The organism is Providencia sp. wls1922 (assembly GCF_009706505.1).
GTDB lineage: Bacteria > Pseudomonadota > Gammaproteobacteria > Enterobacterales > Enterobacteriaceae > Providencia > Providencia lanzhouensis.
In genome coordinates, this window is sequence record NZ_WLUG01000119.1 from 55,040 (window position 1) to 80,288 (window position 25,249).

General features: G+C 40.7%; 28 protein-coding genes and 1 riboswitch. Of the genes, 11 read left to right on the plus strand and 17 right to left on the minus strand.

Translation table 11 applies throughout. The features are described 5' to 3' along the window. Positions 1-29: 29 nt before the first annotated feature. Positions 30-449 carry a hypothetical protein gene (locus GKR71_RS19410; protein ID WP_154600273.1) on the minus strand — a complete coding sequence of 140 codons (420 nt, stop codon included), beginning with the start codon at positions 447-449 and terminating at the stop codon, positions 30-32. Positions 450-749: 300 nt separating this feature from the next. On the opposite strand from GKR71_RS19410, the gene map reads away from it, so the two are divergent. Both map and GKR71_RS19420 read left to right on the plus strand, forming a co-directional pair. Then, a complete protein-coding gene (gene map / locus GKR71_RS19415; RefSeq protein WP_036953699.1) occupies positions 750-1,520 on the plus strand; it encodes a type I methionyl aminopeptidase in 771 nt (256 codons plus the stop codon). 253 nt (positions 1,521-1,773) lie between these two features. Continuing rightward, positions 1,774-2,580 (plus strand): bestrophin-like domain, encoded by an 807-nt coding sequence (locus GKR71_RS19420; protein ID WP_036953694.1) that lies wholly within the window; start codon positions 1,774-1,776, stop codon positions 2,578-2,580. A 59-nt stretch (positions 2,581-2,639) separates the two neighbouring features. On the opposite strand, the gene GKR71_RS19425 is transcribed toward GKR71_RS19420, so the two are convergent. From GKR71_RS19425 to GKR71_RS19435, 3 genes are read right to left on the minus strand one after another with little or no spacing between them, the layout of a single operon-like run. Continuing rightward, positions 2,640-3,896, minus strand: a complete 1,257-nt coding sequence (locus GKR71_RS19425; RefSeq protein WP_006659411.1) for a PTS ascorbate transporter subunit IIC — start codon at positions 3,894-3,896, stop codon at positions 2,640-2,642. Positions 3,897-3,907: 11 nt separating this feature from the next. Beyond that, positions 3,908-4,195 (minus strand): PTS sugar transporter subunit IIB, encoded by a 288-nt coding sequence (locus GKR71_RS19430; RefSeq protein WP_006659412.1) that lies wholly within the window; start codon positions 4,193-4,195, stop codon positions 3,908-3,910. A 20-nt stretch (positions 4,196-4,215) separates the two neighbouring features. Then, positions 4,216-4,662 carry a PTS sugar transporter subunit IIA gene (locus GKR71_RS19435; protein ID WP_036953691.1) on the minus strand — a complete coding sequence of 149 codons (447 nt, stop codon included), beginning with the start codon at positions 4,660-4,662 and terminating at the stop codon, positions 4,216-4,218. 236 nt (positions 4,663-4,898) lie between these two features. Between GKR71_RS19435 and GKR71_RS19440 the strand changes: the two genes are divergently transcribed. Together GKR71_RS19440 and GKR71_RS19445 are read left to right on the plus strand one after the other, a co-directional pair. Then, positions 4,899-5,933, plus strand: a complete 1,035-nt coding sequence (locus GKR71_RS19440) for a LacI family DNA-binding transcriptional regulator (protein ID WP_154610137.1) — start codon at positions 4,899-4,901, stop codon at positions 5,931-5,933. A 222-nt stretch (positions 5,934-6,155) separates the two neighbouring features. Beyond that, a complete protein-coding gene (locus tag GKR71_RS19445) occupies positions 6,156-7,049 on the plus strand; it encodes an endonuclease/exonuclease/phosphatase family protein (protein WP_036953685.1) in 894 nt (297 codons plus the stop codon). Positions 7,050-7,102: 53 nt separating this feature from the next. Here the strand turns inward: GKR71_RS19445 and GKR71_RS19450 are convergent, their stop codons facing one another. The 3 genes from GKR71_RS19450 to GKR71_RS19460 form a co-directional block, all read right to left on the minus strand. Next, the gene (locus GKR71_RS19450) at positions 7,103-7,390 is read right to left on the minus strand and encodes a hypothetical protein (protein WP_154634744.1); all 288 of its coding nucleotides are present in this window, start codon (positions 7,388-7,390) and stop codon (positions 7,103-7,105) included. Between the two features lie 577 nt (positions 7,391-7,967). Beyond that, entirely contained in the window at positions 7,968-9,590 is a 1,623-nt protein-coding gene (locus GKR71_RS19455; protein ID WP_036953679.1) for an FGGY-family carbohydrate kinase, read from the minus strand. A 36-nt stretch (positions 9,591-9,626) separates the two neighbouring features. After that, entirely contained in the window at positions 9,627-10,355 is a 729-nt protein-coding gene (locus tag GKR71_RS19460; protein WP_036953676.1) for an SDR family oxidoreductase, read from the minus strand. A 238-nt stretch (positions 10,356-10,593) separates the two neighbouring features. Here GKR71_RS19460 and GKR71_RS19465 point away from each other — a divergent pair, with 238 nt between their 5' ends. Then, positions 10,594-11,643: a LacI family DNA-binding transcriptional regulator gene (locus GKR71_RS19465; RefSeq protein WP_036953673.1), complete on the plus strand. Its 1,050-nt coding sequence runs from the start codon at positions 10,594-10,596 to the stop codon at positions 11,641-11,643. A 56-nt stretch (positions 11,644-11,699) separates the two neighbouring features. On the opposite strand, the gene fetB is transcribed toward GKR71_RS19465, so the two are convergent. Both fetB and fetA read right to left on the minus strand, forming a co-directional pair. Next, the gene (fetB, locus tag GKR71_RS19470; protein WP_036953670.1) at positions 11,700-12,485 is read right to left on the minus strand and encodes an iron efflux ABC transporter permease subunit FetB; all 786 of its coding nucleotides are present in this window, start codon (positions 12,483-12,485) and stop codon (positions 11,700-11,702) included. Between the two features lie 9 nt (positions 12,486-12,494). Then, a complete protein-coding gene (fetA, locus tag GKR71_RS19475; protein ID WP_108479036.1) occupies positions 12,495-13,148 on the minus strand; it encodes an iron efflux ABC transporter ATP-binding subunit FetA in 654 nt (217 codons plus the stop codon). 144 nt (positions 13,149-13,292) lie between these two features. Then, positions 13,293-13,362: riboswitch (Fluoride riboswitch) on the plus strand. A gap of 108 nt (positions 13,363-13,470) precedes the next feature. On the opposite strand from fetA, the gene crcB reads away from it, so the two are divergent. The 3 genes from crcB to GKR71_RS19490 all read left to right on the plus strand — a co-directional run bounded on the left by crcB (position 13,471) and on the right by GKR71_RS19490 (position 16,936). Next, positions 13,471-13,851, plus strand: a complete 381-nt coding sequence (gene crcB, locus GKR71_RS19480; RefSeq protein ID WP_154634745.1) for a fluoride efflux transporter CrcB — start codon at positions 13,471-13,473, stop codon at positions 13,849-13,851. Between the two features lie 596 nt (positions 13,852-14,447). Beyond that, positions 14,448-15,671: a hypothetical protein gene (locus tag GKR71_RS19485; protein WP_036983683.1), complete on the plus strand. Its 1,224-nt coding sequence runs from the start codon at positions 14,448-14,450 to the stop codon at positions 15,669-15,671. Between the two features lie 80 nt (positions 15,672-15,751). Next, positions 15,752-16,936: a M20 family metallopeptidase gene (locus tag GKR71_RS19490; protein WP_154634746.1), complete on the plus strand. Its 1,185-nt coding sequence runs from the start codon at positions 15,752-15,754 to the stop codon at positions 16,934-16,936. Positions 16,937-17,096: 160 nt separating this feature from the next. Here GKR71_RS19490 and GKR71_RS19495 read toward each other — a convergent pair whose 3' ends face one another. Both GKR71_RS19495 and GKR71_RS19500 read right to left on the minus strand, forming a co-directional pair. Next, on the minus strand, positions 17,097-17,273 hold the full coding sequence (locus tag GKR71_RS19495) for a DUF2526 family protein (protein ID WP_108479034.1): 177 nt from the start codon (positions 17,271-17,273) through the stop codon (positions 17,097-17,099). 27 nt (positions 17,274-17,300) lie between these two features. Beyond that, positions 17,301-17,870, minus strand: a complete 570-nt coding sequence (locus GKR71_RS19500; RefSeq protein WP_036950519.1) for a helix-turn-helix domain-containing protein — start codon at positions 17,868-17,870, stop codon at positions 17,301-17,303. Positions 17,871-17,941: 71 nt separating this feature from the next. On the opposite strand from GKR71_RS19500, the gene GKR71_RS19505 reads away from it, so the two are divergent. Together GKR71_RS19505 and GKR71_RS19510 are read left to right on the plus strand one after the other, a co-directional pair. Further along, positions 17,942-18,616 (plus strand): AzlC family ABC transporter permease, encoded by a 675-nt coding sequence (locus tag GKR71_RS19505; protein WP_154609733.1) that lies wholly within the window; start codon positions 17,942-17,944, stop codon positions 18,614-18,616. Further along, on the plus strand, positions 18,613-18,936 hold the full coding sequence (locus GKR71_RS19510) for an AzlD domain-containing protein (RefSeq protein ID WP_080675622.1): 324 nt from the start codon (positions 18,613-18,615) through the stop codon (positions 18,934-18,936). The genes GKR71_RS19505 and GKR71_RS19510 overlap by 4 nt, the downstream gene beginning before the upstream one ends. Before the next feature lie 153 nt (positions 18,937-19,089). Here GKR71_RS19510 and GKR71_RS19515 read toward each other — a convergent pair whose 3' ends face one another. From GKR71_RS19515 to hxpB, 5 genes are all read right to left on the minus strand, one after another. Next, positions 19,090-19,398 carry a hypothetical protein gene (locus GKR71_RS19515; protein ID WP_036950515.1) on the minus strand — a complete coding sequence of 103 codons (309 nt, stop codon included), beginning with the start codon at positions 19,396-19,398 and terminating at the stop codon, positions 19,090-19,092. A gap of 212 nt (positions 19,399-19,610) precedes the next feature. Next, positions 19,611-20,000, minus strand: coding sequence for a YkgJ family cysteine cluster protein (locus GKR71_RS19520; RefSeq protein ID WP_036950513.1), 390 nt, complete (start codon positions 19,998-20,000; stop codon positions 19,611-19,613). A 284-nt stretch (positions 20,001-20,284) separates the two neighbouring features. Further along, positions 20,285-21,676: an L-cystine transporter gene (locus GKR71_RS19525; protein ID WP_036950508.1), complete on the minus strand. Its 1,392-nt coding sequence runs from the start codon at positions 21,674-21,676 to the stop codon at positions 20,285-20,287. A 166-nt stretch (positions 21,677-21,842) separates the two neighbouring features. Beyond that, entirely contained in the window at positions 21,843-22,433 is a 591-nt protein-coding gene (locus GKR71_RS19530) for a metal-dependent hydrolase (protein WP_154634747.1), read from the minus strand. Between the two features lie 191 nt (positions 22,434-22,624). Then, positions 22,625-23,290 (minus strand): hexitol phosphatase HxpB, encoded by a 666-nt coding sequence (gene hxpB, locus GKR71_RS19535; RefSeq protein WP_036950504.1) that lies wholly within the window; start codon positions 23,288-23,290, stop codon positions 22,625-22,627. A gap of 301 nt (positions 23,291-23,591) precedes the next feature. Here hxpB and GKR71_RS19540 point away from each other — a divergent pair, with 301 nt between their 5' ends. Continuing rightward, a complete protein-coding gene (locus GKR71_RS19540) occupies positions 23,592-24,131 on the plus strand; it encodes a YniB family protein (RefSeq protein WP_036950502.1) in 540 nt (179 codons plus the stop codon). A 134-nt stretch (positions 24,132-24,265) separates the two neighbouring features. Here the strand turns inward: GKR71_RS19540 and GKR71_RS19545 are convergent, their stop codons facing one another. Continuing rightward, the gene (locus GKR71_RS19545) at positions 24,266-25,135 is read right to left on the minus strand and encodes a fructosamine kinase family protein (protein WP_154634748.1); all 870 of its coding nucleotides are present in this window, start codon (positions 25,133-25,135) and stop codon (positions 24,266-24,268) included. Positions 25,136-25,249 lie beyond the last annotated feature (114 nt).

Below are 25,249 nucleotides of genomic sequence, written 5' to 3' on the forward strand. Positions count from 1 at the left end.
CTCAATGAAAAGAGGGTGGCTAATATCTATTATTCAGTGGGTGAGATAGTTTCAATCATAAAATTAAGCCCAGAGATCCCTTTTTCACAGGCTTTATCTTGAAAAACAGAAGGGGCATTTTCAATTTTACGTTTTAATGCGGTAATTTGATTGGCATAAATATCTGCGCCTGCAATGTCTGGGTTATCTTTCAAATATTCGATAAACACATCCACATTCTGATAAAAATAGTCGCAAGGTTTATCTGTGACATCAATCTTAGACAGATTTTTTAAAGAATCAGGTAAAATATTATCTTTGGCCAACTCAATATATTCACCATCTTTTACTTGTTGAATTGCGTTATCCACCTTCGCTTTTAAATTAAATAGCATCACAGCGACAGAGATCAGCACAACGAGTAAAACAGCATTTGCGGCTAAACTAATACTCAGTAAATATTTTTTCATTTGCTCCCTCAAATTAGTCTCAATAACTGATGAATAATGTAAGAAATTTAAATTTTCTACTTAGTAATTTAGCAGCAATGATTCTAGCTGTAACTAAGACAATCCTTGAAGCTTAGCAAGTCATCACGTATTTATTTTATGCCGTTTTGTGCCTTTCAATAGTGGAGTGCTTTAATGGGAGCAATTGATACGTTATGATCATACCAATTTATAGTCATAACCAATTTATGTTAAGTCAGATTTTTAGCACATTATTTAACGAAAAGCTGAATACGTGAACGGCAGTTTAAAGGAAATTCAATGGACAATATCACGATTAAAAATGTTGAAGAGATAGAATTAATGCGAGAATCTGGTCGATTGCTTGCTAGCGTTTTTAAAATGTTGGATGAGTTTATTGTTCCCGGAATATCCACAATGGAAATTAACGACAAAGTCGAAAGCTATATTGTGAATGAACTTCAAGCACGTCCTGCCAGTAAAGGCCAATATGGTTATCAATATGTTCTAAATACATCAATTAACGAAGTCGTGTGCCATGGTGTGCCAAAAGTCGATGAAATCTTAAAGCCAAAAGATATTATTAATGTGGATATTACCCTTGAGAAAAATGGCTTTATTGCTGACTCAAGTAAAATGTACGTGATGCCAGAGGCTTCCCCACTTGCCCGAAAATTAGTGAAAGATACCTATAATGCAATGTGGGAAGGGATCAAGCAGGTAAAACCAGGTGCTACGTTAGGTGATATTGGATCAGCTATCCAACATCATGCGGAATCAAACGGTTATAGCGTTGTTCGTGAATATTGTGGGCATGGTATTGGTCGAAAAATGCATGAGGATCCGCAAGTATTACATTATGGAACCCGTGGACGCGGTTTGGTTCTAAAAGAAGGTATGACATTCACCATAGAGCCAATGATCAACCAAGGTGGCATGAAAATAAAAACAAAAAAAGATGGTTGGACGGTCGTGACGCGAGATAAAAAGCTTTCTGCGCAGTCGGAACACACCATCTTGGTCACTAAAGATGGTTATGAAGTACTGACTTTGCGTGACGAAGAGCGCTAATTCGATTTAGTTCTAATACAGTTTTGCAAATCGCCATATTCACCATAAATGGAATATGGCGATTTTTTTCATTAAATTTAATACTTAAATTCTGAAAATATTCATTTATTGATGTCATTTCAACTTGGGTTATCGTTATTGGGTAACAGATCTGAAGCTTATTACTAAAATACCCACCAAAAAGGTAATTTACATAGATATTCCGCATTTGATCGTGTTATATATCGGCAAATAAACTTTTTTGGTGCCACGCATGTTTAACCTCTCTGAGTTAATTAACGATACGCCCATTGATTCTATTCTTTTATTTATTGTCACCTTCGTTTTATTAATTATTTCTGCGTATATTGGAAAATATATTTTTAAACGCCGCAGTGCTCATGAAGAGCTAGCGGATGATGAGGCAAAAATTATTTTAGGCGCGATTTTGTCGTTATTGGGTCTGTTGATTGGCTTTGTATTATCGATTTCCATCAATGGTTATAACAACCGCCAGCAAACAGAAGAAAACGAAGCAATTGCGATTGGAAATGCTTATCAACGAGCACAATTACTCAGCGGTGATGAACGAGCAGAAGCCTCATTGCTTATTCAACAATATCTTGAAGCGCGCATCGAGTTTTTTAAATCGGGAGTGAGTGATGAAAACAGCCAATGGCGGATGACATCTCTGACTAAACAAGGGCAACTCTGGGAAATCGGTGTGAAACAGGCTCAAGAATCGCCGAACCCTGTGGTCTCTTCAGTTTTATCGGCGTTTGGTGATTTATATGTTTCTCAACAAAAAACTATGGCTAGCTGGCGACACCAAATCCCGAATGCTGCTTGGTTCTTACTGATATTTTTCGCTGTCTGCTCGAATGTCTTGATAGGTTATAACATTCGAGGAACAAAAGGTAAAAACTGGCTTATTGTTATTCTGCCATCTTTGACAACATTGGCGCTGTTTATGATTGCAGAAATTGATATCCCAGGAGAAGGGGTGATCCATGTTACGCCGGATGATTTACTTTTATTGCAGGACTTCTTATTTAAGGATGGTGCTTGGCTGGGAAAGTAAGTTAGGCAGTGCAGGAATGATGGAAAACCCTCTGAGTATAAACTCAGAGGGTTGAAGGATTATCGAACGATAATACCTAATAAAATTCCGATAGCGCCGAAGTCAGCGTCACTAAAGGTCGTATTTGCAATACCGATGTCGCCGAGGACTGGCAGTAAGAATACAGGTAAGAAGGTAATTAACAGACCTTGAGCAAAGGCACCAAGGATAGCACCACGGCGTCCACCCGTAGCGTTACCGAATACCCCAGCCGCCGCACCTACGAAGAAGTGTGGTACAACTCCCGGAATAATTACCGTCATGTTCAGTGCATACAAAACAAACATGCCTAATACACCCGCTGCAAAGCTGCTTAAGAAGCCAACTAACACAGCATTCGGTGCGTAAGGGAAGACCACTGGGCAGTCTAATGCAGGTTTTGCATTTGGCACTAATTTATCAGAGATCCCTTTAAATGCAGGAACGATCTCGGCAATAACCATACGCACACCTTGCAGAATGATGTAAACACCCGCTGCAAAAGTAATAGATTGCATCAACGAGAACATGAACCAGTTTTTACCACCGCTCACTTCACGAACAAAATCACTGCCTGCAAACAAACAAGTAATGATAAAGATGATGAACATAGTGAACGAAATAGCGACAGGTGTATCACGCAGGAACAGTAAGCTTTTTGGCACATTCATATCTTCAGTAGAATGTTCTTTATTACCAAATTTGCTACCGATAAAGCCCGCTAACACATAAGATATCGTGGAGAAGTGACCAATTGCTACATCATCAGAACCGGTGACTTTTTTCATGTACGGGTGTGCAATCGCAGGGAAAAACACCATACAGAAACCAACAATTAGTGAACCGACAGCAACGAGCATAGTTCCTTCCATACCTGCGGTCGCTAAGATAACCGCAATCATCATGGACATGAATAAAGTATGGTGACCTGTCAGGAAGATAAATTTCCATGGGGTCAGGCGAGCAATCAAGATATTGATTAACATCGCAAAGAACATGATCATTGCCATTTCACGACCGAAGCTTTTTTGTGCAATAGACACGATTGCTTCGTTGTTCGGCACGACACCATTGATACCAAATGCGTGTTGAAAAATTGCGGAAAAATCACCTAAAGAACTGACAACTAACCCTGCACCGGCGCCTAAAATTACAAAACCCATGATGGTTTTGATGGTGCCTTTAATGCATTCAGTAACAGGTTTCTTTTGAGCAATCAGACCGATAAGTGCGATCAGGCCGACGAGTACCGCCGGTTCAGAAAGCACATCTTGCATCAGAAAACGAAAGAATTCCATGAAGCCTCCGGTTACATCGCGCCGAGTTTCTGTAAAGCCACGCTCAGACGTTCTTTCATCGCGACTTTATCAATCATATTTTCCAGAGCAACAATTTCACCGCCAACTTGTTGAGCAACTAATTGTTCTGCGATATCTGTAGTGCCGACAAAAATATCGCTGACAGTACCTTTGGCTGAACCTAAGTCAACGTGGTCAACATCAGCCGCAACTTGTAGGTCTTTTAAAATTGTCTTGATGCTCATTTCCATCATTAGACTTGTACCTAAACCATTTCCACAAACAACAGTGATTTTCATAATATTTACCTATGACTCAATTATTCATATTTAGCGATGATGTTAAGGATGTCATCTACGTTTTCTGATTGCATGATGCTATCAATATCTTCTTGGTTATCAAAAAGTTCAGCCAGTTTTGCAATCGCACCGATATGGCTGTTGCTGTCTGTTGCTGCAAGAACAATCAATAACTTAATTGGATCGTTACCTTCTGAACCAAACTCAACCCCTTGTTTGATGACGGTTAAACCAAGAGATAACTGGTTAACTCCGTCTTCAGGGCGGGCATGTGGCATTGCAATACCTGGGCCTAATACATAGTAAGGGCCGATTTTTTCGTGGGATTGAATGATGGCATCAATATAACGAGGTTCGATGAACTTATTATTAATTAAGGGATTACAGGCAATTTTTATTGCATCACGCCAGTCATTGGCGCTGTCAACCACCTGAACCACATTCGGGGTTAGTAACGTAGTTAGCATTGGTTTGGCTCCTGGTAAAAAAGAAATTCTATTAGATGTTTTAGTAATGGAATGAATAGTAGTGATCTATGGTAGCGCTATCTAGCTGAATTATTCATTTTCGTGATAGCGCTATCATTTTGGCTAAATATCGTTAATAAAATCATTTTTAGTGCATTTGGCAGTTAATTAACAAATCGGAGCTGTGATAAGTTATCGTCGTTGAATAATAAGTTTAGACGAAACAAAGTAATTTCATGCAGAAAACCCGAAAAAGAAAGAATACAGGCAGAGTCACATTACAAGACGTCGCGAAATATGCGGGAGTCGGTTCAATGACGGTATCGCGTGCTTTGCGTACACCGGAGTTAGTCTCGGATAAATTGAGGGAGAAAATCAATGAAGCTGTTGAGGAGCTCGGTTACATTCCCAATTCCGCTGCGGGCATTTTAGCGTCAGGTCAAAGCCGAACCATTGCAGTATTGATCCCATCATTACGAGACAGTGCAAGCTCAGTTTTTCTGCAAGCTTTACAAGAAGTCTTGAACAAAAATAATTATCAAGTGGTGATTGGTAGTCACGATTATCAGCATAAAAAAGAGTCTGAGGTGTTACTCACGCTGTTGCAAAGTAGCCCCGCCGCATTAGTAATTTTTGGTGCTATGAATTCTGAAAGTGCTTTGGGGACTCTGAATAATTTACCTATCCCCGTAATTAACGTGACGGGGGATCCTGCTCATCGCTTTACACTCAATATAAAAAACAATTTAGGTGAAGCGGTTAGTTTTCTTACACACTATTTGCTGCAAAAAGGTCACCAGCGCATTGGTTATATTGGTGCACAAATGGACAGCAAAATGCAGGGGCAACAACTGAGTGGTTGGAATAACACACTGTTAAAGAATAACTTAAGTGCTGAGCAAAGTATTACGACGCCGTATGTGGCCACCATGGACTTTGGTCGGCAGGCGATTAGTGAAATGTTGACCCGTCAACCAGAATTAGAAGCCGTGATTTGTAGCCATGAAATGATAGCGTTAGGGGTCATGTTTGAATGTCAGCGGCGCCTAATCAAAATTCCGAAGATGTTGGCAGTGGTGTGCGTTGAAGGGTCGGAAAATTGTGATCATATTCATCCATCGCTCACATCAGTGCGCATTGATTACAGTAAAATGGCGCGAGAGACCGCGAAAAAACTCTTAAAATGGTTAGGGGATACGGAAGAAAGCTTTGCCAATATTCAGGATGAAATTGTCTTCCCTTATAAATTTGAGGCAAGGCAAAGTGGCTAGAAATCACTGTATTTGTTGCACTATATTGTGTATCCGGTCACAGAATCACGTAAAGGTTAAAAGTTATTTTTAATCTCGAAATAAGAATGCTGTAGAGGTCACTGTTTATTTATTCTTCTGTGCTAATTTCCTCCTTATATCTATCGTGCATGTTCGGATTTTATGCAGAGATAGATGCTTTGTTTAACTTGAGATAGTTATTACACTGGGGATAAGTACATTATGAAATCAATAAAAACACTCGTGTCTGCCGCAATTTTAGTTTCGTGTGGTGCGACAGCGGCAACAACAGGTTCTGAAGTTTTAATGGTACAAAATGGTGGAACGCCGAATAAGGTGTATTCTGCAAATAAACCAACGATCAAAGTTGCTACTTATAATATTGGTAAAAATGAGTTGGCGGCGGATGTCGCTAATTTAGATGAATTGAGCAAAGCGATCGCTAAGATTGATGCGGATGTTATTGTCTTAACTGAAATTGACAATAAAACTGCACGTAGTAAGAAAGTGAACCAACTAGAGGAAATTGCCAAAGCAAACAAAATGGATTTTGCGTTTGGTAAGGCACTCGATTTTGATGGTGGTGAATATGGTGTAGGAATTTTATCAAAATATAAAATTGAGAAATCCCAAGTCGTGAATTTACCATCAGGCGGAGCAGAGCAGCGAGTGGTATTATTATCACAAATTACAAAACCTGGTTTTGACTCACCCATTATTATCATGGGAACTCACTTAGACTGGCAGAAAGATCCTACCATCCGCATAGGTCAAGTTCGCCATATTCTCGATGCGACGATTGGTGATACCGAAACAGGTTTTGATAATATTGCTGCCTCCATCAAAATCCTCGCAGGGGATTTTAACTCAACCGCAAAAGAGCAACCTATTCAGGAAATCAGCTATTTTTGGGATCCAGTTGAGAAAAAAGGGGTGAATTATCGCACATGGCCTGCAGTTAACCCTGCCATAGATATCGACCATATCTTTACCTATAAAGGTCAGGTTTGGGATGTGAAAACCATGACAATTCCAACAGACAGTAAAGACTTTCAATGGTCAAAAGTCAGTGACCATTTGCCGGTTATTGCAGAACTTGAGTTACAAGAACAGTAGTTATTGGGATAGTGGACAGGCCTCTATTTGAGGTCTGTTTTTATTAGAATCACTTACTTTTGCAGTAATTTTTGGCGCTGAATATAACGGACTTGAGCTATCCCTAAGTACTCTTCAATAGCGGCGTAAATGCGTGAGCTTAATGCGTGAAAATCCGCTTCATTTTCTAAGGCGGGTTTAGTTAATATAATGAATTCATACATAAATTCTTTAATTGTCGAGAATTTATTGGCGACGTTTTCATAGTAAAATTGATAAACATAGGACTCTTGAGAATGGCTGAGTTCGGTATTATTTTTGATGTTGTTGGTTGCCAACAACAGTAGTTGAGTATTTGTCATTGTGAGCCCTGTTTTGTTTTTTTGACCCGTTTTTGGTTTTTCAACCTGATATCGGTTTTCGATTTTTTAACTTATTTTCGATGCTGGAAATAGTACACAAGTTAATATAAATATTTTATCAAAATTAGTCGGATAATTTTAGTTTTTGGTTTTTAAATTAAAGGTTAAATAGCATTGTACATTATATCATTATGTTAGCGATTTATTTCACTGAAAGAACATTGCAGAATGAAAATCATAATCTAATTTATTTAAATGTTAATAATTTTCTATCATATTAAAATATATGAATATAGTCATTATTTTGGGTTTTGCTGCTAAGTAGCTTTGCTTTCCCCCTATATTTCACGGGCTTTTTGTGTGTTTTTTGTTCGGTGAGTGAAAGTGTTAAAATAAAGTATCATGTAATTCTTAAAATTGTTTATCATTGGATTCCCTATTAATAATATAGGCGATTTCGCTCAATTAAATTATATTAATGTATTTTATTTGATTAAATAAACCTATTTAATTTCTCCCTAATAAAAAAGGGAATAAGATAAACTTATTCCCTTGATAATATGCTGAAATACAATATTTAACCTTTCAATTCTCTAGCACATTGTTGTAAATGCTGGAAAGAAGTGAACCGAGTTTGATGATGTAATTTAAATTGCTCATTAGGCTGATATGTTAAATCAATATTTGCAAATTGAGCCATTGCTTGTGCAACATTCTCACAAACACCTCCTGCGACAGCACCCAAAATAGCAGAGCCCAGTAATACTGGTTCATCCGCTTGAGTTGAAATCACAGGAACACCACAGGTATCCGCTAGAAGTTGGCGGATCAGAGGGTGCTGACCAGCACCACCACTGATAGCGATGTTTTGGATAACGGCGCCTGATTGCGCCTGAGCATCAATAATTTGTCGCAATCCATAGCCAATACTGCAAACGCCAGCGGTATAGAAGGCAAGTAAGTTATCAAAGCTGTTATCCATGGTTAAGCCCGCTATGATGGCTTTCGCGTGGGGATCGGCGAAGGGGGCTCTATTGCCTAAAAATTCAGGAACAATATGAATACCTTTAGCTAATTCAACTGCTTGAGATGGGGTACCTGATTTTTCTAATACCTTATCCGCCAGCATAACGGGTAATGGTTTGCTTTGCTCTTTTGCCATCACTTTGGCTTGTGTAGCCATCGGATGTAACGAAAGTAGTTGGTCAATTGCCGCACCGGCAGCACTTTGTCCCCCTTCGTTGAGCCACATTCCCGGGACCATTGCAGAATAATAAGGTCCCCAAACACCAGGGATAAACACCGGGTCTTGGGTGGTGGTCATCGTGCAGGAAGACGTACCGAAAACATATGCCATATTTGCAGTAGCATCACCATTCACCCCAACTGTACCAATTCCACCAGCATGAGCATCAATCATCCCTGCGGCAACTGGCGTCCCAACCAACAGTCCCATTTGTTCAGCCGCTTGGGCGGTTAAGCCGCTTCCGTTTGGTGTGCCTGGTTCGACAATTTCTTGACCAATGCGAGCAAAGTTTTCGTCCGCTAATTCAGCGAGACCAATTTGGCGAAAATAATCAGCATCCCAGCGTTTTTCATGTGCCAAGTAAGTCCACTTACAGGTTACTGTGCATGTAGAGCGCGCTAAAGAGCCTGTTGATTTCCACGTTAGGAAGTCTGCTAAATCAAAGAATTGCCACGCATTATCATAAGTTTGGCGGCGATTTTCTTTTAACCAAAGAATTTTTGGGGTTTCCATTTCAGGAGAAATTTTCCCCCCAACATAATTCAATACTGGATGTTTTAGGCTATTGATGCGCTCAGCTTGTTCTGTGGCGCGGTGATCCATCCAAACAATAATATTGCGTTCAGGATCCTCACTCGGGCTGACAGAAATAGGTTGCTGGTTTTTATCTAAAACAACCAGAGAGCAGGTCGCATCAAAACCAATTCCTGCGACACGTTTCGCATCAATCTTGGCATTTGCCATTGCATGTTTCACACAATAACAAACGGCATTCCAGATTTCGTTACTTGATTGCTCTACGAAATTGGCTCCATCACGGTAGAGCGTAATATCGTGTTTAGCTGACGCAAGCATGTTGCCATGCAGATCAAAAATACCTGCACGGGCACTGCCTGTACCGACATCAATACCAATGACGACGTCGTCATTTTTACTTTGCGTAGGGCTGTTCATATGTCCTCTCACAATCTTTATGGTTATCGGTAAAAACTAGAGGTCAACACTGTTTGGCAGGATCACAAGATCACGGATGGTGATATTTCTTGGACGAGTCAGCATAAAGAGAACCGCTTCAGCGACTTCGATAGGTTGCATTAAGCTGCCATTAGCTAATGCTTCTTCCATTTTTTCTTTTGGCCAGTCATCCAGTAATGCAGTGACAACAGGACCTGGTAATACTGCCCCAACGCGAACTCCGTGTTGGGACACTTGGCGGCGAGTTGAATGGACAAACGCTTGAACTGCAAATTTAGACGCGGTGTAGATAGGCTCCCAAATCACGGGCACCATACCTGCGATTGAGCTAGTAAACAGGACATCCCCTGATTTTTGCTCAATAAAGTGTGGGAGAACGGCGCGTACACTGCGAAATGCGGCATTGATGTTGAGGTTTAATACTTTATCCCAAACATCTGGGTCGCCTTCTGCGACAGGACCACCGATATAAGCACCTGCGTTAGCGTGGAAAATATCTAGGCGACCCGCTTTGGCTAAAATGGCGTCCAACATGCCATCCACTTGTTCTGGTTTCATTAAATCAACAACCAGAGGAATAGCATTGTCGCCTAATTCGGCAACTAACTGATTTAATCGCTCTTCGGCACGGTCAATTAAAACAACTTTCGCGCCAGCTTTGAGTAGGGTACGTGCGCACTCAAGTCCAATACCAGAAGCCGCACCTGTGATGGCGGCAACTTTGTTTTCTAATGAGATAGCCATGATGTTCACTCCGGATAAGTTAGTTAATCAATAGGGAAGTCAAACTGAGTATTAGAAATTAATTTAATTTTAATAAGTTACGAGGGGATTTGGCGGAATGTATTCAGTGAGTGAGAATGCAGGCAAATCGCCATATCAACTCGATTCTAGGTTAATTTCGATGTCGCTCAATCGATGGAGCAGTATTGCGACTTTTACGCTTTGGTGTCAAGCTAGGAAAAAATGGAGGCATAAATTTGTGAGCAAGATCAGACAAAACAAGAAAACCACGATCTATGACCTTGCAGAATTGGCAGGGGTTTCAGCCAGTGCCGTTAGCGCTGTATTAAATGGAAATTGGCAAAAAAGGCGTATTAGTGCTCAATTAGCTGAAAAAATTATGCGAATAGCGCAAGAGCAAAACTATTCGGTGAATAAGCAAGCGAGTCTATTACGCAGTAATAAATCCAAAATTATTGGGATGTTGGTTCCTAAATATGATAACCGTTATTTTGGGTCGATTGTGGAGCATTTTGAGGAGATGGCGCGTGAACGCGGGTTATTTCCTATCATTACCTGTACACGCCGTGATCCCCAATTAGAGTTAGAAGCCGCAAAGGCAATGCTTTCATATCAAGTGGATTGGTTGATTTCAACGGGGGCAACCGATCCTGATAAAATTACGCAAATCTGCCACGCATCAGGTGTGCCGACACTCAATTTGGACTTACCTGGTACATTGGCTCCTTCGGTGATTTCCGATAACTATCAAGGTGCAAAGCAGTTAACGCTCAATATTTTACAGAAAAGGCAGCAACGAGCCGCATCCTCAGAATCGCTGGTGTTTGTGGGGGGACGGGAAGAGGAGCATAACACTCGAGAGCGAATTCGAGGGTTTATCGATGCTCACAATTCTTTGAATATAGAGGTTCCTCAACACCATATTTTGACTTGTGGTTATGCACCAGAAAAAGCCGAACGAGCACTCTCCATATATTCTTCCCAGCATTCGTTGTTACAAAAAGGAACACCTCCAGACATTGAACTTTGTGGGTTGTTTGTCAACTCGACCATTTCATTGGAAGGGGTGATGAGGTGGTTAATGAAAGAAGGTCATACGGGTGCGCATCAGCCGCCGATGGGATGTTTTGACTGGGATCCATTTGTTGCATTACTTGGGAATGATATTGAGATGGTTAAACAGGATGTTCCCGCTATGCTAGAGCAAATTTTCGCCTTGATAGAATCGGGAGAAAGCCAGCCTCAGCTGATTGAGGTGATGCCTGTCATGATAGGAAAAACAGAATAAAATAAAATCAGGCTTAAAGCAGAAATGTTAAGCCTGATTTGGTCTACTTAATATTTTTATTTAATGCTTTTATTTAAAGCATCTAAACGCAATTGATGGCGCTGATTATAAAATTTTACGTAGGTTAAATACCCCGCCAAAATCGTGGAGAGACTTGCCGTCGCTAATAGCATAAATGTCACCATAATTTGGTATTTAACAGCCTGCAAAGGATCGACCCCCGCAAAAATTAGCCCTGACATCATACCGGGCAAGCTCACTATCCCAACCGTCTTGGCAGAATCCACCGTAGGAATTAATGACGCTCGAATACTTTCACGAATAATCGAGGCAGAAGCAATTTTAGGTGTGGCGCCCAAGCTGAGCATTTCTTGAATTTGCTGTTGTTGGCTATTAAAGCGCTGTCCTAAGTTATTGAAGCAGAGTCCGACGGCAATCATGGCATTCCCGGCAATCATCCCTGTAATTGGAATCACTTGCATTGGGGTAAACGCGATAGCTTCAGTGAGAATTAATACTAGCAAAGTTAAAAATGTGCCTGAAGTAATCGCAATTAATGCGGTTGGAAATAGTTTATCGAGGTATTTACTGCGTTTTTTCGCATTCCAGGCGGCGTTAAAGCAAATAAATAGCACCAATAAAACAGTGAGTGCCTTATGGTCAACGTGGAAAATATATTTGAGGATATAACCCGCAATTAATAGCTGAACAATGGCGCGGCACGTACTCCAAATAATATCTTTTTCAAGAGAGAGCTTCTCTTTATGGCTAATAAAAATAGCCACTAAGACTAACATGATAGAAAATGCGAGCGACTCATTGGAAATAGTAGGTTGATGCACGATTAATTCCTATTTTTCGCTATGGTGTACGGGAAGGGTAATAATATCGTCAGCATGGCCAATTTCATCTTGGTCATGAGTCACCCAGAGGACGGCAATATTATTCTTGACCGCTAATTGATGAATAAGCTCATTCACTTTGATTTTATTTTGTTCATCTAAGGCACTAGTAATCTCATCCAGTAATAAAATTTGCGGCAAGAATTGTAAATTACGGATCAATGAGATTCTCTGTTTTTCGCCGCCTGAAAGCTCATTAATGCCTTTTTCTAGGATGGTATCAGGTAGTGAAAAATAGCTTAAATCATCGAGGATTTTTTGTTTATCAAATGGTTTATTCCGTATTTGATAAGGAAAAAAGAGATTGTCATACACGGTATTACCAAAGAGTGTGGGCGTTTGAGTGCAATAGGAGACTTGTTGACGATATTTCTCTGGTGCAATTGCGTTGATATTTTCGCCAGCAAATAGAATTTCACCGCAACTTGGCGGGATGAGTGAAGAGACAATTTTTAATAATGTACTTTTGCCACAACCAGAAGGACCCGTGATCAATTTAAATTCACCTGGGTATAGGTCAATCTGCACATTATCTAAAATTATCTTCTGACCAACCTGAAAACCGATATTCTTAAGCTGTAATAAAGGCTGTTTTGTTTCCATATTTGACCTAATCCATCTAATTCTATTATCGATATTACGGATATTATGCGCCAATTTAGGGTAAATAGACACCGCGTTATCTGGAATAGGTTTGGCAAATTAGATTTGCATGAAGAAAATAGTTGCCTTATTATTTTAATCAACGTCTCGTTAGGAGATGGCATTCCTCCTAGTTTAACCGTCCTTGATGTGGACTGATGATGCCTACGTAAACCTTTTCATTTGAATGGGCGCGTAGGTTATGTGCCCGAATTTAGGGCATAAATGTCTGCAGGAGATTTTCCTTGCATTTATTCCCATCTAACTTGTAAGGAAAGTGGTAATGTATGCATCCCTCATTTCTATTGCTTTAGGTTCCGTTTTAGGTGGCTGGTTAAGATGGTTGATTGGCTTAAAACTGAATAATCTGCACCCTCACATTCCATTTGGTACTGTTTTCGTCAATTTAGTTGGTGGCTTTATCATTGGTTTTGCTGTCTCTTACTTTGCGAGCGCCAATATTAACCCTGCTTACAAACTGTTTATTGTTACAGGCTTTTGTGGGGTGTTTACGACGTTTTCAACATTTTCGTTGGAGGTGTTGGTGATGCTGCAAGAAGGGAAATTGGTGGTGGCATTTAGCACGATCGCGATTCATGTTCTCGGGGCTTTATTATTTACGCTGCTCGGTATGTTGTGCCATAACATGCTTTCTCAAGGATAATAGATTTTAATTAAGTATTTATTTTCCACCGATTATTTTCGTACGATTAATAGCCTATCCCTAAGTGTGAATAGGCTATTTTTGTTTCTATTTTGAGCAAAAAAAGAGAATCACGAAATAAAGCAGAATATGTTACCAATGGTGATAATGATGAATTTTTATCGTGATATAACTGCATCAAAATTGTGAATGCATAAAAATATATTTCAGGGCAATAGATTATAAATTTATCGTTTTCCCTAAGCTGAAAAAGTATGAATTATCATCGAATATAAAGCATAAAACATATCCTATTAAAAACGGAGCTGAATACGAAACTATCGCTCTGCATTTTCATTATCTTCCCTCATATATGACTTTTTAATCTACAGTTTTTCACTAGTGTATTTTTAGCCTTACACTGTAACTTAATCTATACATCTGTTTATTCAATGTTATGATGAAATTGTTGTTTAAATGTAATGGCTTGGATGGATATGTTCTATTTTGCTTTATTCTGTTCTTTGTTTTGAATGAATAAATCTGACATATCAAAATTAATAGATTAAATAACTAAAACAGAAGTAAATAAAAATAATAAATACGGGGAAAAACTTATGTCACAAATGTTAGCTCTGTTATTAATTGTCGGGATACTGTACATCGGGGATGCCATAGCAGTACGAACAAAAGCATGGATCCCATCGGTGTTTGTTTGCGCTGTATTATTCCTTTTAGGTTATTGGACATTCTTTCCTAAAGATATTGTGAGCATTGCGGGAATACCAAAGGTTGTCGCCGTGATGTTGATGTATTTACTCATTACCAATATGGGTACATTGCTCTCATTGAAAGAACTATTACACCAATGGAAGACTATCTTAATTTCGTTATCCGGTATTTTGGGGATTATTGTCTTTATTTATGGAGTAGGTCTGGCGTTATTTGATTTAAATACAGTATTAGTGGCAATCCCGCCATTAGTCGGTGGCATCGTCTCTTCATTAATTATGTCAAAAGGTGCTGCGGAAGCTGGGCTGGTGGATCTCTCAGTATTTGCCATCTTAATTTATGTGATGCAAGGTTTTGCCGGTTATCCACTCACGGCCATCATGTTGAAACGTGAAGGTCGCCGAGTGCTTGAGCAGTATCGCAATGGTACTTGGAAAGAGTCATTGGCCGTTGACGGTTCGGATGATGTCGAAGTCAAAACACTGGCATCTGAAAGTGCAATGCCTCGCATGTTCAAGCGAATTCCGAGCCACTATAACACCAGCTATTTCCAATTTTTACGCTTAGTGGTGGTGGGATATCTCGCCTATCTAGTCTCTACCGTTGCTGCACCTTATGTGAGCATCAGTCCGTTTGTTTTGTGCTTATTATTTGGTGTTATTGCCTCGTCGATGGGCTTTTTAGAAAGGCAGCCTCTGCAGAAAGCGAACGGTTTTGGCTTTGCTATCATGGCATTAATGCTATTTATCTTTGATACGTTAAATCATGCGACACCGGATATGTTGTTGAGATTAGTCTACCCAATGGTAGTGTTGATTGTGGCAGCGGTCATCGGCATGTTTATCGCGTCTTGGATTGTTGGAAAAATTCTAGGGGTATCAAAAGAGATGGCTTTCGCAGTCTCATTGACGGCGCTGTATGGTTTCCCCGCGGATTATATCATTACCAATGAAGCCATTAACGCACTGACCAAAGACGAAAAAGAGCGCCAGATTTTAACTAGCCATATGTTAGGGCCAATGTTAGTTGGCGGTTTTATCTCTGTCACGATGGTTTCTGTGGTATTAGCGGGGATCATGGTCGCTTACATTGTGCCTGTTGCGGCATAACGATAAATAGAATATTAAAATTTAACACGCTGAAAAATAATAGTTTAAGAAAGCGAAAAGAATAGAAAAAGGACAGAAAAATGGTCAATAACAGCATCACAGCATCCATTAAAAAACACACAGAAGCGATGATTGCTTTTCGTCGTGACCTTCACTCACATCCAGAATTACCTTTTGAGGAAGTGAGAACCACGAAGCGTATTGCTGAAGAATTGGCAAAAATTGGTATCGAGTATCGCCTCACAGAACCTACCGGAATTATTGCGGACATTAAAGGCGGAAAACCTGGAAAAACGGTCGCCTTACGTGCGGATATCGATGCATTACCTGTTCAGGAATTGAATGATTCCCTTGAGTATAAATCGACAAATCAAGGGAAGATGCACGCATGTGGGCATGATGCGCATACCGCGATGTTATTAACCGCAGCCAAAGCGTTATATGAAGTGCGTGATGAGTTAAAAGGAAATATTCGTCTGATTTTTCAACCGGCTGAAGAAATAGCGCAGGGTGCGAAAGCGATGGTGAAACAAGGTGCAGTGGACAATGTGGACAACGTGTTTGGTATGCACATCTGGTCTACGACGCCATCAGGAAAAATATCATGTAATGTTGGCGGGACATTCGCTTCTGCGGACTTGTTGGTCGTGAAGTTTAAAGGGCGAGGTGGGCATGGTTCGATGCCGGAAGCGACCGTTGATGCCGCAATCGTTGCCTCGTCATTTGTGATGAATTTGCAAGCGGTGGTTTCCCGTGAAACTTCTTCTCTAGACTCAGCCGTTGTGACTATTGGCAAAATGGAAGTAGGCACCCGATTCAATGTGATTGCAGAAAATGCAGTGCTAGATGGAACGGTACGTTGCTTTGATATTGAAACCCGTACTCGCATTGAAGCGGCAATCCGCCGTTACGCCGAACATACTGCCGCGATGTACGGCGCCACTGCTGAAGTGGATTATATCTACGGTACGCTGCCAGTGATTAATGAAGAGCGCAGTGCATTACTGGCGCAGTCGGTGATCAGCGAAGCATTTGGTGAAAATGCATTAATGGCAGAAAGACCAACCCCTGGTGGGGAAGATTTCAGCTTTTATATGGAAAACATTCCGGGCTGTTTTGCATTATTAGGTTCAGGTAACCCAGAAAAAGATACCCAATGGGCGCATCACCATGGCTGTTTTAACATTGATGAAGATGTGATGGCGTCAGGTGCAGAACTGTATGCGCAATATGCATGGTCTTATTTACACCAAGATAAGTTCTAATAAAAGAATGGGACTTAGTGCAGAAAATAGGCTGTTAGGGTTTCACATCATGATAATAGATTATTAAATCAAGCCTGAGTAATAAATAGATTGCTCAGGCTTTTCTTTTGTATTTTAAATCGAGATATTAACCACCAAATCCCATTTAATTAAACGTTAATTACGAATTATGGTGAACAAAAATGGCGTCTCTAAGGCGTTGTTGCAGCTCAAAGCGTTGTTCTTGGGTTAGCTTATCATCATGAGAAAGCTGCATTAGCATTTCATTCATATTATGAACGGAGTTTTCATCTAGCAATAAGGCGACTTTGTTTGTTATTTCTTGATAGTAATTCACAGCAAATCCTCCAGCGTATTGGGCTAATTAATTCTGTTTATCAATCACCATGACTGCCATGGTGTTTGGTTCAAGTGCGCGCATAATGTGGGGTTCATCACCTCGGTAGTGAATATAGTCACCGACATTGAGCTCAACAGGGTTGTCGAGTGGCCCAACTAATGCTCTGCCTGACATCAAAATAATATGCTCAGTGACATCATGCATATGGGGTTCTGAAACGCGATCTCGGCCGGGCTGTGCAACAACTGTATAAATATCCCGTTGAGAATTAGGGGGTGCAGAAGAGAGTAAATAGGCCAAATAGTTTGCGTGCTCTGCGCTCACAGGGGTACCTTCACCATGGCGGATCACAGTCACTGCTGCGCGTTTTTCTTCAATTAAACGTGAAAATGGAATATCCAGCGCAACACATAATGCCCATAGGGTTTCAATGCTGGGATTGCCGCTACCGGATTCCAATTGGGATAGTGTGGATTTGGCGATCCCCGCTTTACGCGCAAGTTCAGAGAGAGAAAGCCCACTTTTTTGCCTTTCACAAGCCAATGATTTTGAGATTAATTCGATAGGGGGCGTGAATAAGGTCAACTTTAACATCCTATTTGATTGCACTTAGCCTAAAGCAACGACATAATGAACGAATGTTTTTTATATCGAACGGTCGTTCTATGCAGACATCTAAATTTCAGTTTTCTATTCTCCATAATAGCACAGTGAAAAATATTGCACTGGTGTGTATTGCAGACTTAATTGTGGGAATTTCCTACGGTGCATTAGCTCATTCACAAGGTTTTGATTGGTGGGTGCCGTTGATGCTGTCCATTTTTGTGCTAGCGGGTGCATCCGAGTTTCTGTTTATTGGCGTGGTATTTTCAGGGGGAAGCCCTCTGTCAGCTGCCTTAGCTGGGCTATTAGTCAACTCGCGCCATATTCCATTCAGTTTTGCCGTCAGTGAACTAACGGGAAAAGGGGCAAAATCGTTGCTGGGATATCACATTATGAATGATGAAAGTGTGGTTTTTGGCTTGGCACAAGACAGCGAACGCGAGAAAACCGCCGCATTTTGGTTATGCGGATTAGGAATTTTAATCTGTTGGCCTGTTGGTGTGGTCATCGGAGAAATTCTAGGAAGCTTTATTCAAGATACCCATGCACTAGGGATGGATGCCATGTTTCCCGCCATTATCTTAGCGCTGAGTTTACCCGCGTTGAAAGATAAGCGCTTAAGACTCGCGGCGATAGTCGGGGCTGTAGTTGCTGTGGTAACAACACCGGTATTACCGGCGGGAATCCCCGTTTTACTGGCCTTGTTGAGTTTAGTTATCTATATAAGGAAATCATGATGATGGAACATCCTTGGTTAATCGTCAGTGGGATTTTTATTTTAGCGGTTGGGACGTACTTAATGCGGGCATCCGGCGCATTGCTAAAAGGGCGGGTCAATTTAACAGAACAAAATAAAGCCCTATTTTCAGCTGCTGCTATTGTGATTTTATTTTCAGTCGCGATGACTTCAACGCTCTTTTCAGGCAATGAATTATCGGATTTACCGAAAATAATTGGGGTGGTGGTGGCAGGTATTCTGACTTGGTACCGCAAGCCATTTATTGTGATTGTTTTGTCGGCTGCGATAGTCACAGCGGTATTACGCGGGTTATTTTAGTTAAAAAAAAGCCCCTATGGCATTAGGGGCTAAAATTAGGGATATACCTAAACGTTATTGTGTCCATTAAGATACTGATTTTTAACTAACAATGCCAAAAGGTTGATGTTATCAGTGTAACAGGCACAGCCTATGGTTTAGGTTGACTCATTCTTATTTAGCTACGGGCGCCGTAGCAGGAACCGGCATTGGCATCGGTTGTGCTGGCTTGAATTCAGGCACTTCCACGACAGACATTTTCACCATGTAGCGTTTGCCATCTTCAATTTTAGGTGTATCGTTTGCCAGTTTTTTCAAGGTTTCATTAGGTTTGGTGGTTTGTTCAGTCACGCTATACACCATATTATGATGATTTCCGCTGTGATGGCGTGGTGATTTATTCATATCAACATTAGCGGCTGCGGCGGCAAAGCCGACAGACAGTAAAACGGCAGCAAGTAAACCTTGGTTTAATTTGTTCATCTTTTATCTCCTCATTAACGTGATGAGAGGATAATTCATCAATTAGATTTCCCTCGCAATGGCTTTTACCTGCTTTGACTGAAGCTCCATATTTCCTGCACGTTTTATCCTTTCTTTGCACATTTTATTGAAAATAATGAGATTATTTTACGTAGAGAAGATTATGTGAAGGTAAAGAAGATAACCCAGAAAAATCTCTGGGTCATTGACGGTTAGCACGCGATTTGCGGTTGCTGTGGCTCGAGAGGAGGTAAACCATAGGCTGCGCGAGCACGGTCGCAGGCTTCATTGTGAATGCCGTTATGCCACGATTGTTCGAATTCTCGGCATGGCGTAGGGCGCTGTTCATAAATAGAGCAAGAAACACATTCCCCGACGGTGCCACCAAGTGCAGTACAGCGGGTATTAGGTTTTTGGTTTGTACCTTGCATGCAGCTCATAAAAGGGGTGATTTGCTCTGTTAAATGTTGAGGAACTGAACCACCGCCAGCCTCAGCTTCTGCCCAGTAAAATGAGACACGAAAGTAAGCACAACAAGCACCACAGCTAACACAGGGATTATCTGAAGGATCAGTTTTTAGTATATGAATAATATTGGTCATATAAAAAATCTAACAATGAAGTTGATAGTTCCCGTAGGAAACGGGAGACGCAACACAGGCAGGAGGCCTAAGAAAATGTTGCTCAGTCACTATTATGTTATGCAGCTTTACGTATTGGCAATATTTTTTAGAGTAAAAACCCAGTATTTCCTATCAAGTCGAAATAAAGTAAAAAATTTCAATCTGTTGCAGTTTGATAAAATGTCGAACGCGGAAAATAACAAACACAAAAAAACCTGCCGTTTGACGGGCAGGTTTCAATGAGTGTTAGGAGATTAGGGTGATTAAACGTGTTTTAAATCACCATCGTCATCTTGATTGAAGATTGACTTGTCTGTTTCACCCATTAACTGGCTAGTAACAGTACCTGCTGTCATTGAACCACTTACGTTCAGAGCAGTACGACCCATATCAATCAGAGGTTCGACCGAAATTAACAGCGCAACTAACGTGACTGGTAATCCCATTGCTGGCAGTACAATCAGTGCGGCGAAGGTTGCACCGCCACCCACACCGGCAACACCGGCAGAACTGATAGTCACGATACCGACTAAGGTTGCAATCCATAGTGGATCAAATGGGTTGATCCCCATGGTTGGAGCGACCATCACTGCTAACATCGCAGGGTAGATACCTGCACAACCGTTTTGGCCAATAGTTGCACCGAAAGACGCCGAGAAGCTTGCGATAGATTCTGGTACACCAAAACGACGAGTTTGCGTTTCAATATTCAGTGGAATACTGGCTGCGCTCGAACGGCTAGTGAATGCAAATGTCAGTACTGGACCTGCTTTCTTAAAGAATTTGATTGGGTTTAAGCCCGTTGTCGCCACTAAGATGCCGTGAACCACAAACATAATAGCTAGCGCGACATAGGATGCGACGACGAAAGTTCCTAAGTTAATGATATCGGCTAAGTTAGAGCTTGCGACCACTTTGATCATCAGCGCCATCACACCGTATGGGGTTAAACGCATGACTAAGCGAACGAGTTTCATTGCCCATGCTTGCATCACATCGATAGCCGCTAATGCTTTTTCACCGCGCTCTTTATCATCTTTAAACAGTTGCAGCGCAGCTACCCCTAAGAAGGCTGCAAAAATAACCACACTAATGATAGATGTTGGGCTTGCACCCGTTAAATCAGCAAACGGGTTTTTCGGGATAAAGGACAGGATTAACTGAGGAACCGTTAAATCTGAGACTTTACCAATATAATTTGTTTCAATGGCCGCTAGACGTGCAGTTTCAGATTGACCTTGAACCAGACCTTCAGCGGTTAAGCCGAACAGGTTTGCGATCAAGATACCCACTAAAGCAGCAATGGCTGTGGTAAACAGCAGTGTACCAATGGTTAAAAAGCTAATTTTCCCTAAAGAAGATGCCTTATGAAGTCGAGCGACCGCACTCAGAATAGAGGCGAACACCAGAGGCATAATCACCATTTGTAACAGTTGAACGTAACCATTACCGACGATATTAAACCAAAGAATGGAGTCTTTTACCGTTTGGTGACCGGAACCATACACAAGGTGAAGTCCGACACCATAAGCAACACCGAATACGAGACCCAGTAAAACTTTTTTGGACAGGCTCCAACCATTCGATCCGAGTTTTGCTAACAGTATTAAAAGTGCTACGAAAACGAGCACATTGATAATCAGAGGAATATTCATTCCGCACTCCAAATTGTAATTATTTTACATAATGATTCTTGTTGTTAATCCTTAATAGGTATAAGGATTTCATTTCTTCTAACAACTGGTTATATGATATCAGTTGAAGTTAGTCATTACTTATAATCAAAAGTTATAATTTAGGTTGATTAATGCTTACAGTATATTACAAAAGTGAGCTTTTTGTCGGTAAGTGTATATTTATCTGATTATTAAAATAATTTAGTGCGTTTTCAATTTGCTGGAACCAATCAGCGAGATGGGCTGTTGGAATTAAGACAGCACAGACGGTCAAAAGCACAGCAATAAAGCGTTCTCCGCGTTTACTGGACTTGCCGCGTAAGATGGGAAAACAAAAACGTGTTGGCAGAGGCCATAAAAAGGGAACCCCCGATGGAGTCAGCATATCAGCCACTAAATGGCTCATATAACCTAATAAAAATGCTTGGATAAGGTCGCTAGGTAGGTCCCAATAGTGAGGTAGCCATTGGTAGCTGCTGATCAGTAAGATTAGCCAAGCGATCAGACTGTGAGTGAATCCTCGATGCCCACACAGTTTTGATATAGGTAGTGAAATAATACGAAAAAGCCGCCCGAGAATAGATGAAGGATGGTCAATATCCGGCAATAAGGCACCTAGCAACACTCCTGGCACCATATGCAACCAATCACCCTGAGCGAACTCTGGGGTAATTTGCAATTTATGAGCCATTACAAGTGAGGCGACGGAAAAAAGCAGATGCCCTTCAGCAGTCATGGTGGATAAAATACCATCTGTTTATCTATACAGTAGGCGGGCAGTATAAAGGGTTTGTAGGAAATATGGTAGTGGGGGAGAGTTAAAAAAACTCTTATTTATTAGTTAATAACCGTAGATTTTTATACTTTTTTAAATTTCCCCTACGTGAAAAACGTAAGGGAAATCGAGTTCCGTTAACTTATTTAAGATTAACGTAAATTTTCTGGGCGTAAATCGTTCAATGAGGCGATTTTAACATCAGCCAAACCCCAGCGTGGGTCATTGAAATGCTTACTATCAGGCACGACGATAGAACGCATTCTTGCCGCTTTTGCAGAAATCATTCCATTAAAGGAGTCTTCTAAAGAAGCACAATGGATAGGCTTGGTGGATAACTCAGCAGCTGCTTTTAAATAAACTTCGGGATGAGGCTTACTTAATGGCAAGTCTGCTGCTGAAACGACGGCAGAAAAATAATGGCGGATATCAAATAAGTTAAGCACTTTTTCTAGCATATAATCTGGAGATGCAGATGCTAAAGCGATTTTTAGATCCATTGAGCGGCACAGTTCAAGTGCATGCTGTACACCAGGCAGTAATGGGCGTTTTTCTTCCACTAAACCAATAACGCGGTCAATAATACGCTGCTTTGTTGCTTCTAAGCTACAACCTTGCCAAGGAGATGCGTTGTACCAAAGTTCAACAACGTGATCGATACGTAAACCTAGAGTGTCAGGAAGAGTGTGCTTAATGGACAAATCGACGCCTAACTCTGCAAAAACTTCATCTTCCCCTTGTTCCCAAAAAGGTTCCGAGTCAATCAGCAAACCATCCATGTCAAAGATGACAGATTGGATAGGTAATTTATGATACATAGCAAACTCCATTCATTTAGATACCCGCTTAAAAAGAGGGTGGGGATTGTCGCTGTACTTTAATCACAGTCATTTTGGTTTCTGAAACGATTCTAACAAGCTATGACTTGGGGTTATAGAGATATATGTGCTATCACATGATTTTATTAGAAATTTGAGTTTAGTTATTGATGTGAATTCAATTCAATTTTTGAATAATCCGAAACTCGGTTTTTAACTATCATTTTTTTATAGAAATTTGGAGCCAGCAAATATTATCGGCTATGATTAGCGTAGAAAAACACTTTAAGGAATAGTTGTAATGAATTACCACAAGGCAAATTCTCTTGCGATTGGCAAACGTATTTTGGGCTGGATCGTATTTTTTGTGGCGTTAATTTCCACATTGACATCGCTAATTAAATTAGCGGCTCTGAAAGGAATTCAAGGCGAAGGAATTAATGCAGTTGCCAATGATTTTGTTAAATTAATGGCGGAGATGACTCGACAAAGTACGCCGTTTCTCAATGTATTTTGGAATAATTCACCAGTCCCTGAAGTGAGCCATGGTTTTTCAGGTAGCTGCATCGGATTTTTTGTTATTTTTATTTTCATCTTTGTGGGGCTTGCTTTAAGTGCTTCAGGTTTACGCATGTATCGACAAATTAAATTCATTCGCGAAAGTATTGAAGATCATGTCATTCTTGAAAATGCAAAAGGCAGTGAAGTGACCAAAGAAGAATTAGAAGCCAAAGTCACTATTCCTCGACATACTATTTTCAAACAGTTCTTTTTGATGTATTTCTGGCCGATTGTTTTAGGGATCGCCATTTATTTTGCATTGAAACTTCTGAATTGGTAGTTTTTCATGATGTGGCCGCTTTTCATTATGTTGATAGTGCCCGTCATGTTGATGTTTTCCCATCATGAAAATGCACAGCATCGGTATTTACTCCGCCGCTGTGCATCTCTTATTTCCGTCTATTTGACTCGTAGTTATTCGTCGTCTAGTAAATTATCAATAATGCTGCGAGCGTGCAGATAGCTCTGTTCATTACCAAATATATTGGCTTGATTGAGTAAGAAATAGAGTTGATAGATTGGTTGCCTGTCTAAGAAGCCCGCTGGTAATGGCCAAACACTTTGGTACCCATCAATAATTTGAATCGGAATTTCTTTATATAATGGTAACATGGCGATATCACATTCCCGATCACCCCAATAACAAGCAGGGTCATAGAGTACGCCATCCATTTGGTTGGTGACCGCACAATTTGCAGGCCACAGATCCCCATGTAATAAAGAGGGCTGAGGTTGATGACCGGATAAGCGGTGTTTAACAATATCTACGAGTTGTTGAATATCACCAAAAACCATGCCTTTCTCAGATGCAATTTGTAATTGAAGACCAATACGTTTTTCTGCAAAGAATGCATTCCAACGCTTTTCCCACCCATTAGGCTGAACAATGGTACTGAGCATAGTATCAAAGTCGAACCCATAGCTCGGCTGTTCTTCCCATTGATGTAATCGCGCCAATTGTTGACCAAAATGCCAGGCATTGGTGCTATCAAAATGTTTTAACGGGAAATATTCGAGGAGAAGAAAGCTGTGGTGCTTGTTGCTACCCAAACCGTAGACTTTGGGAACGGTGATGGTTTGGCTTTTCGCTAGCATTTCAAGCTGCTCTGCCTCTTGTTTAAAAAGAGGGAGAAACTCGCGGCGATTTTGTTTTACGAACACCGTATGCTCACCATAATCGATTCTTAAGGTGTGATGAATATCCCCACCAGAGAGAATCACTTTATTTCGCAGCTCTGCCTCACCAAAGTGTTCAATTAATAAACGATTCATCGCTTGCCACATGATCCACCTCGCTGTGATTTGGTCTTCACTCATACCATACTATAGCGTCAATTTAGGAATTAACAGTGATCATTGTTTAATAATTACGCCTTATTTCGAAATGATTGATGGCTG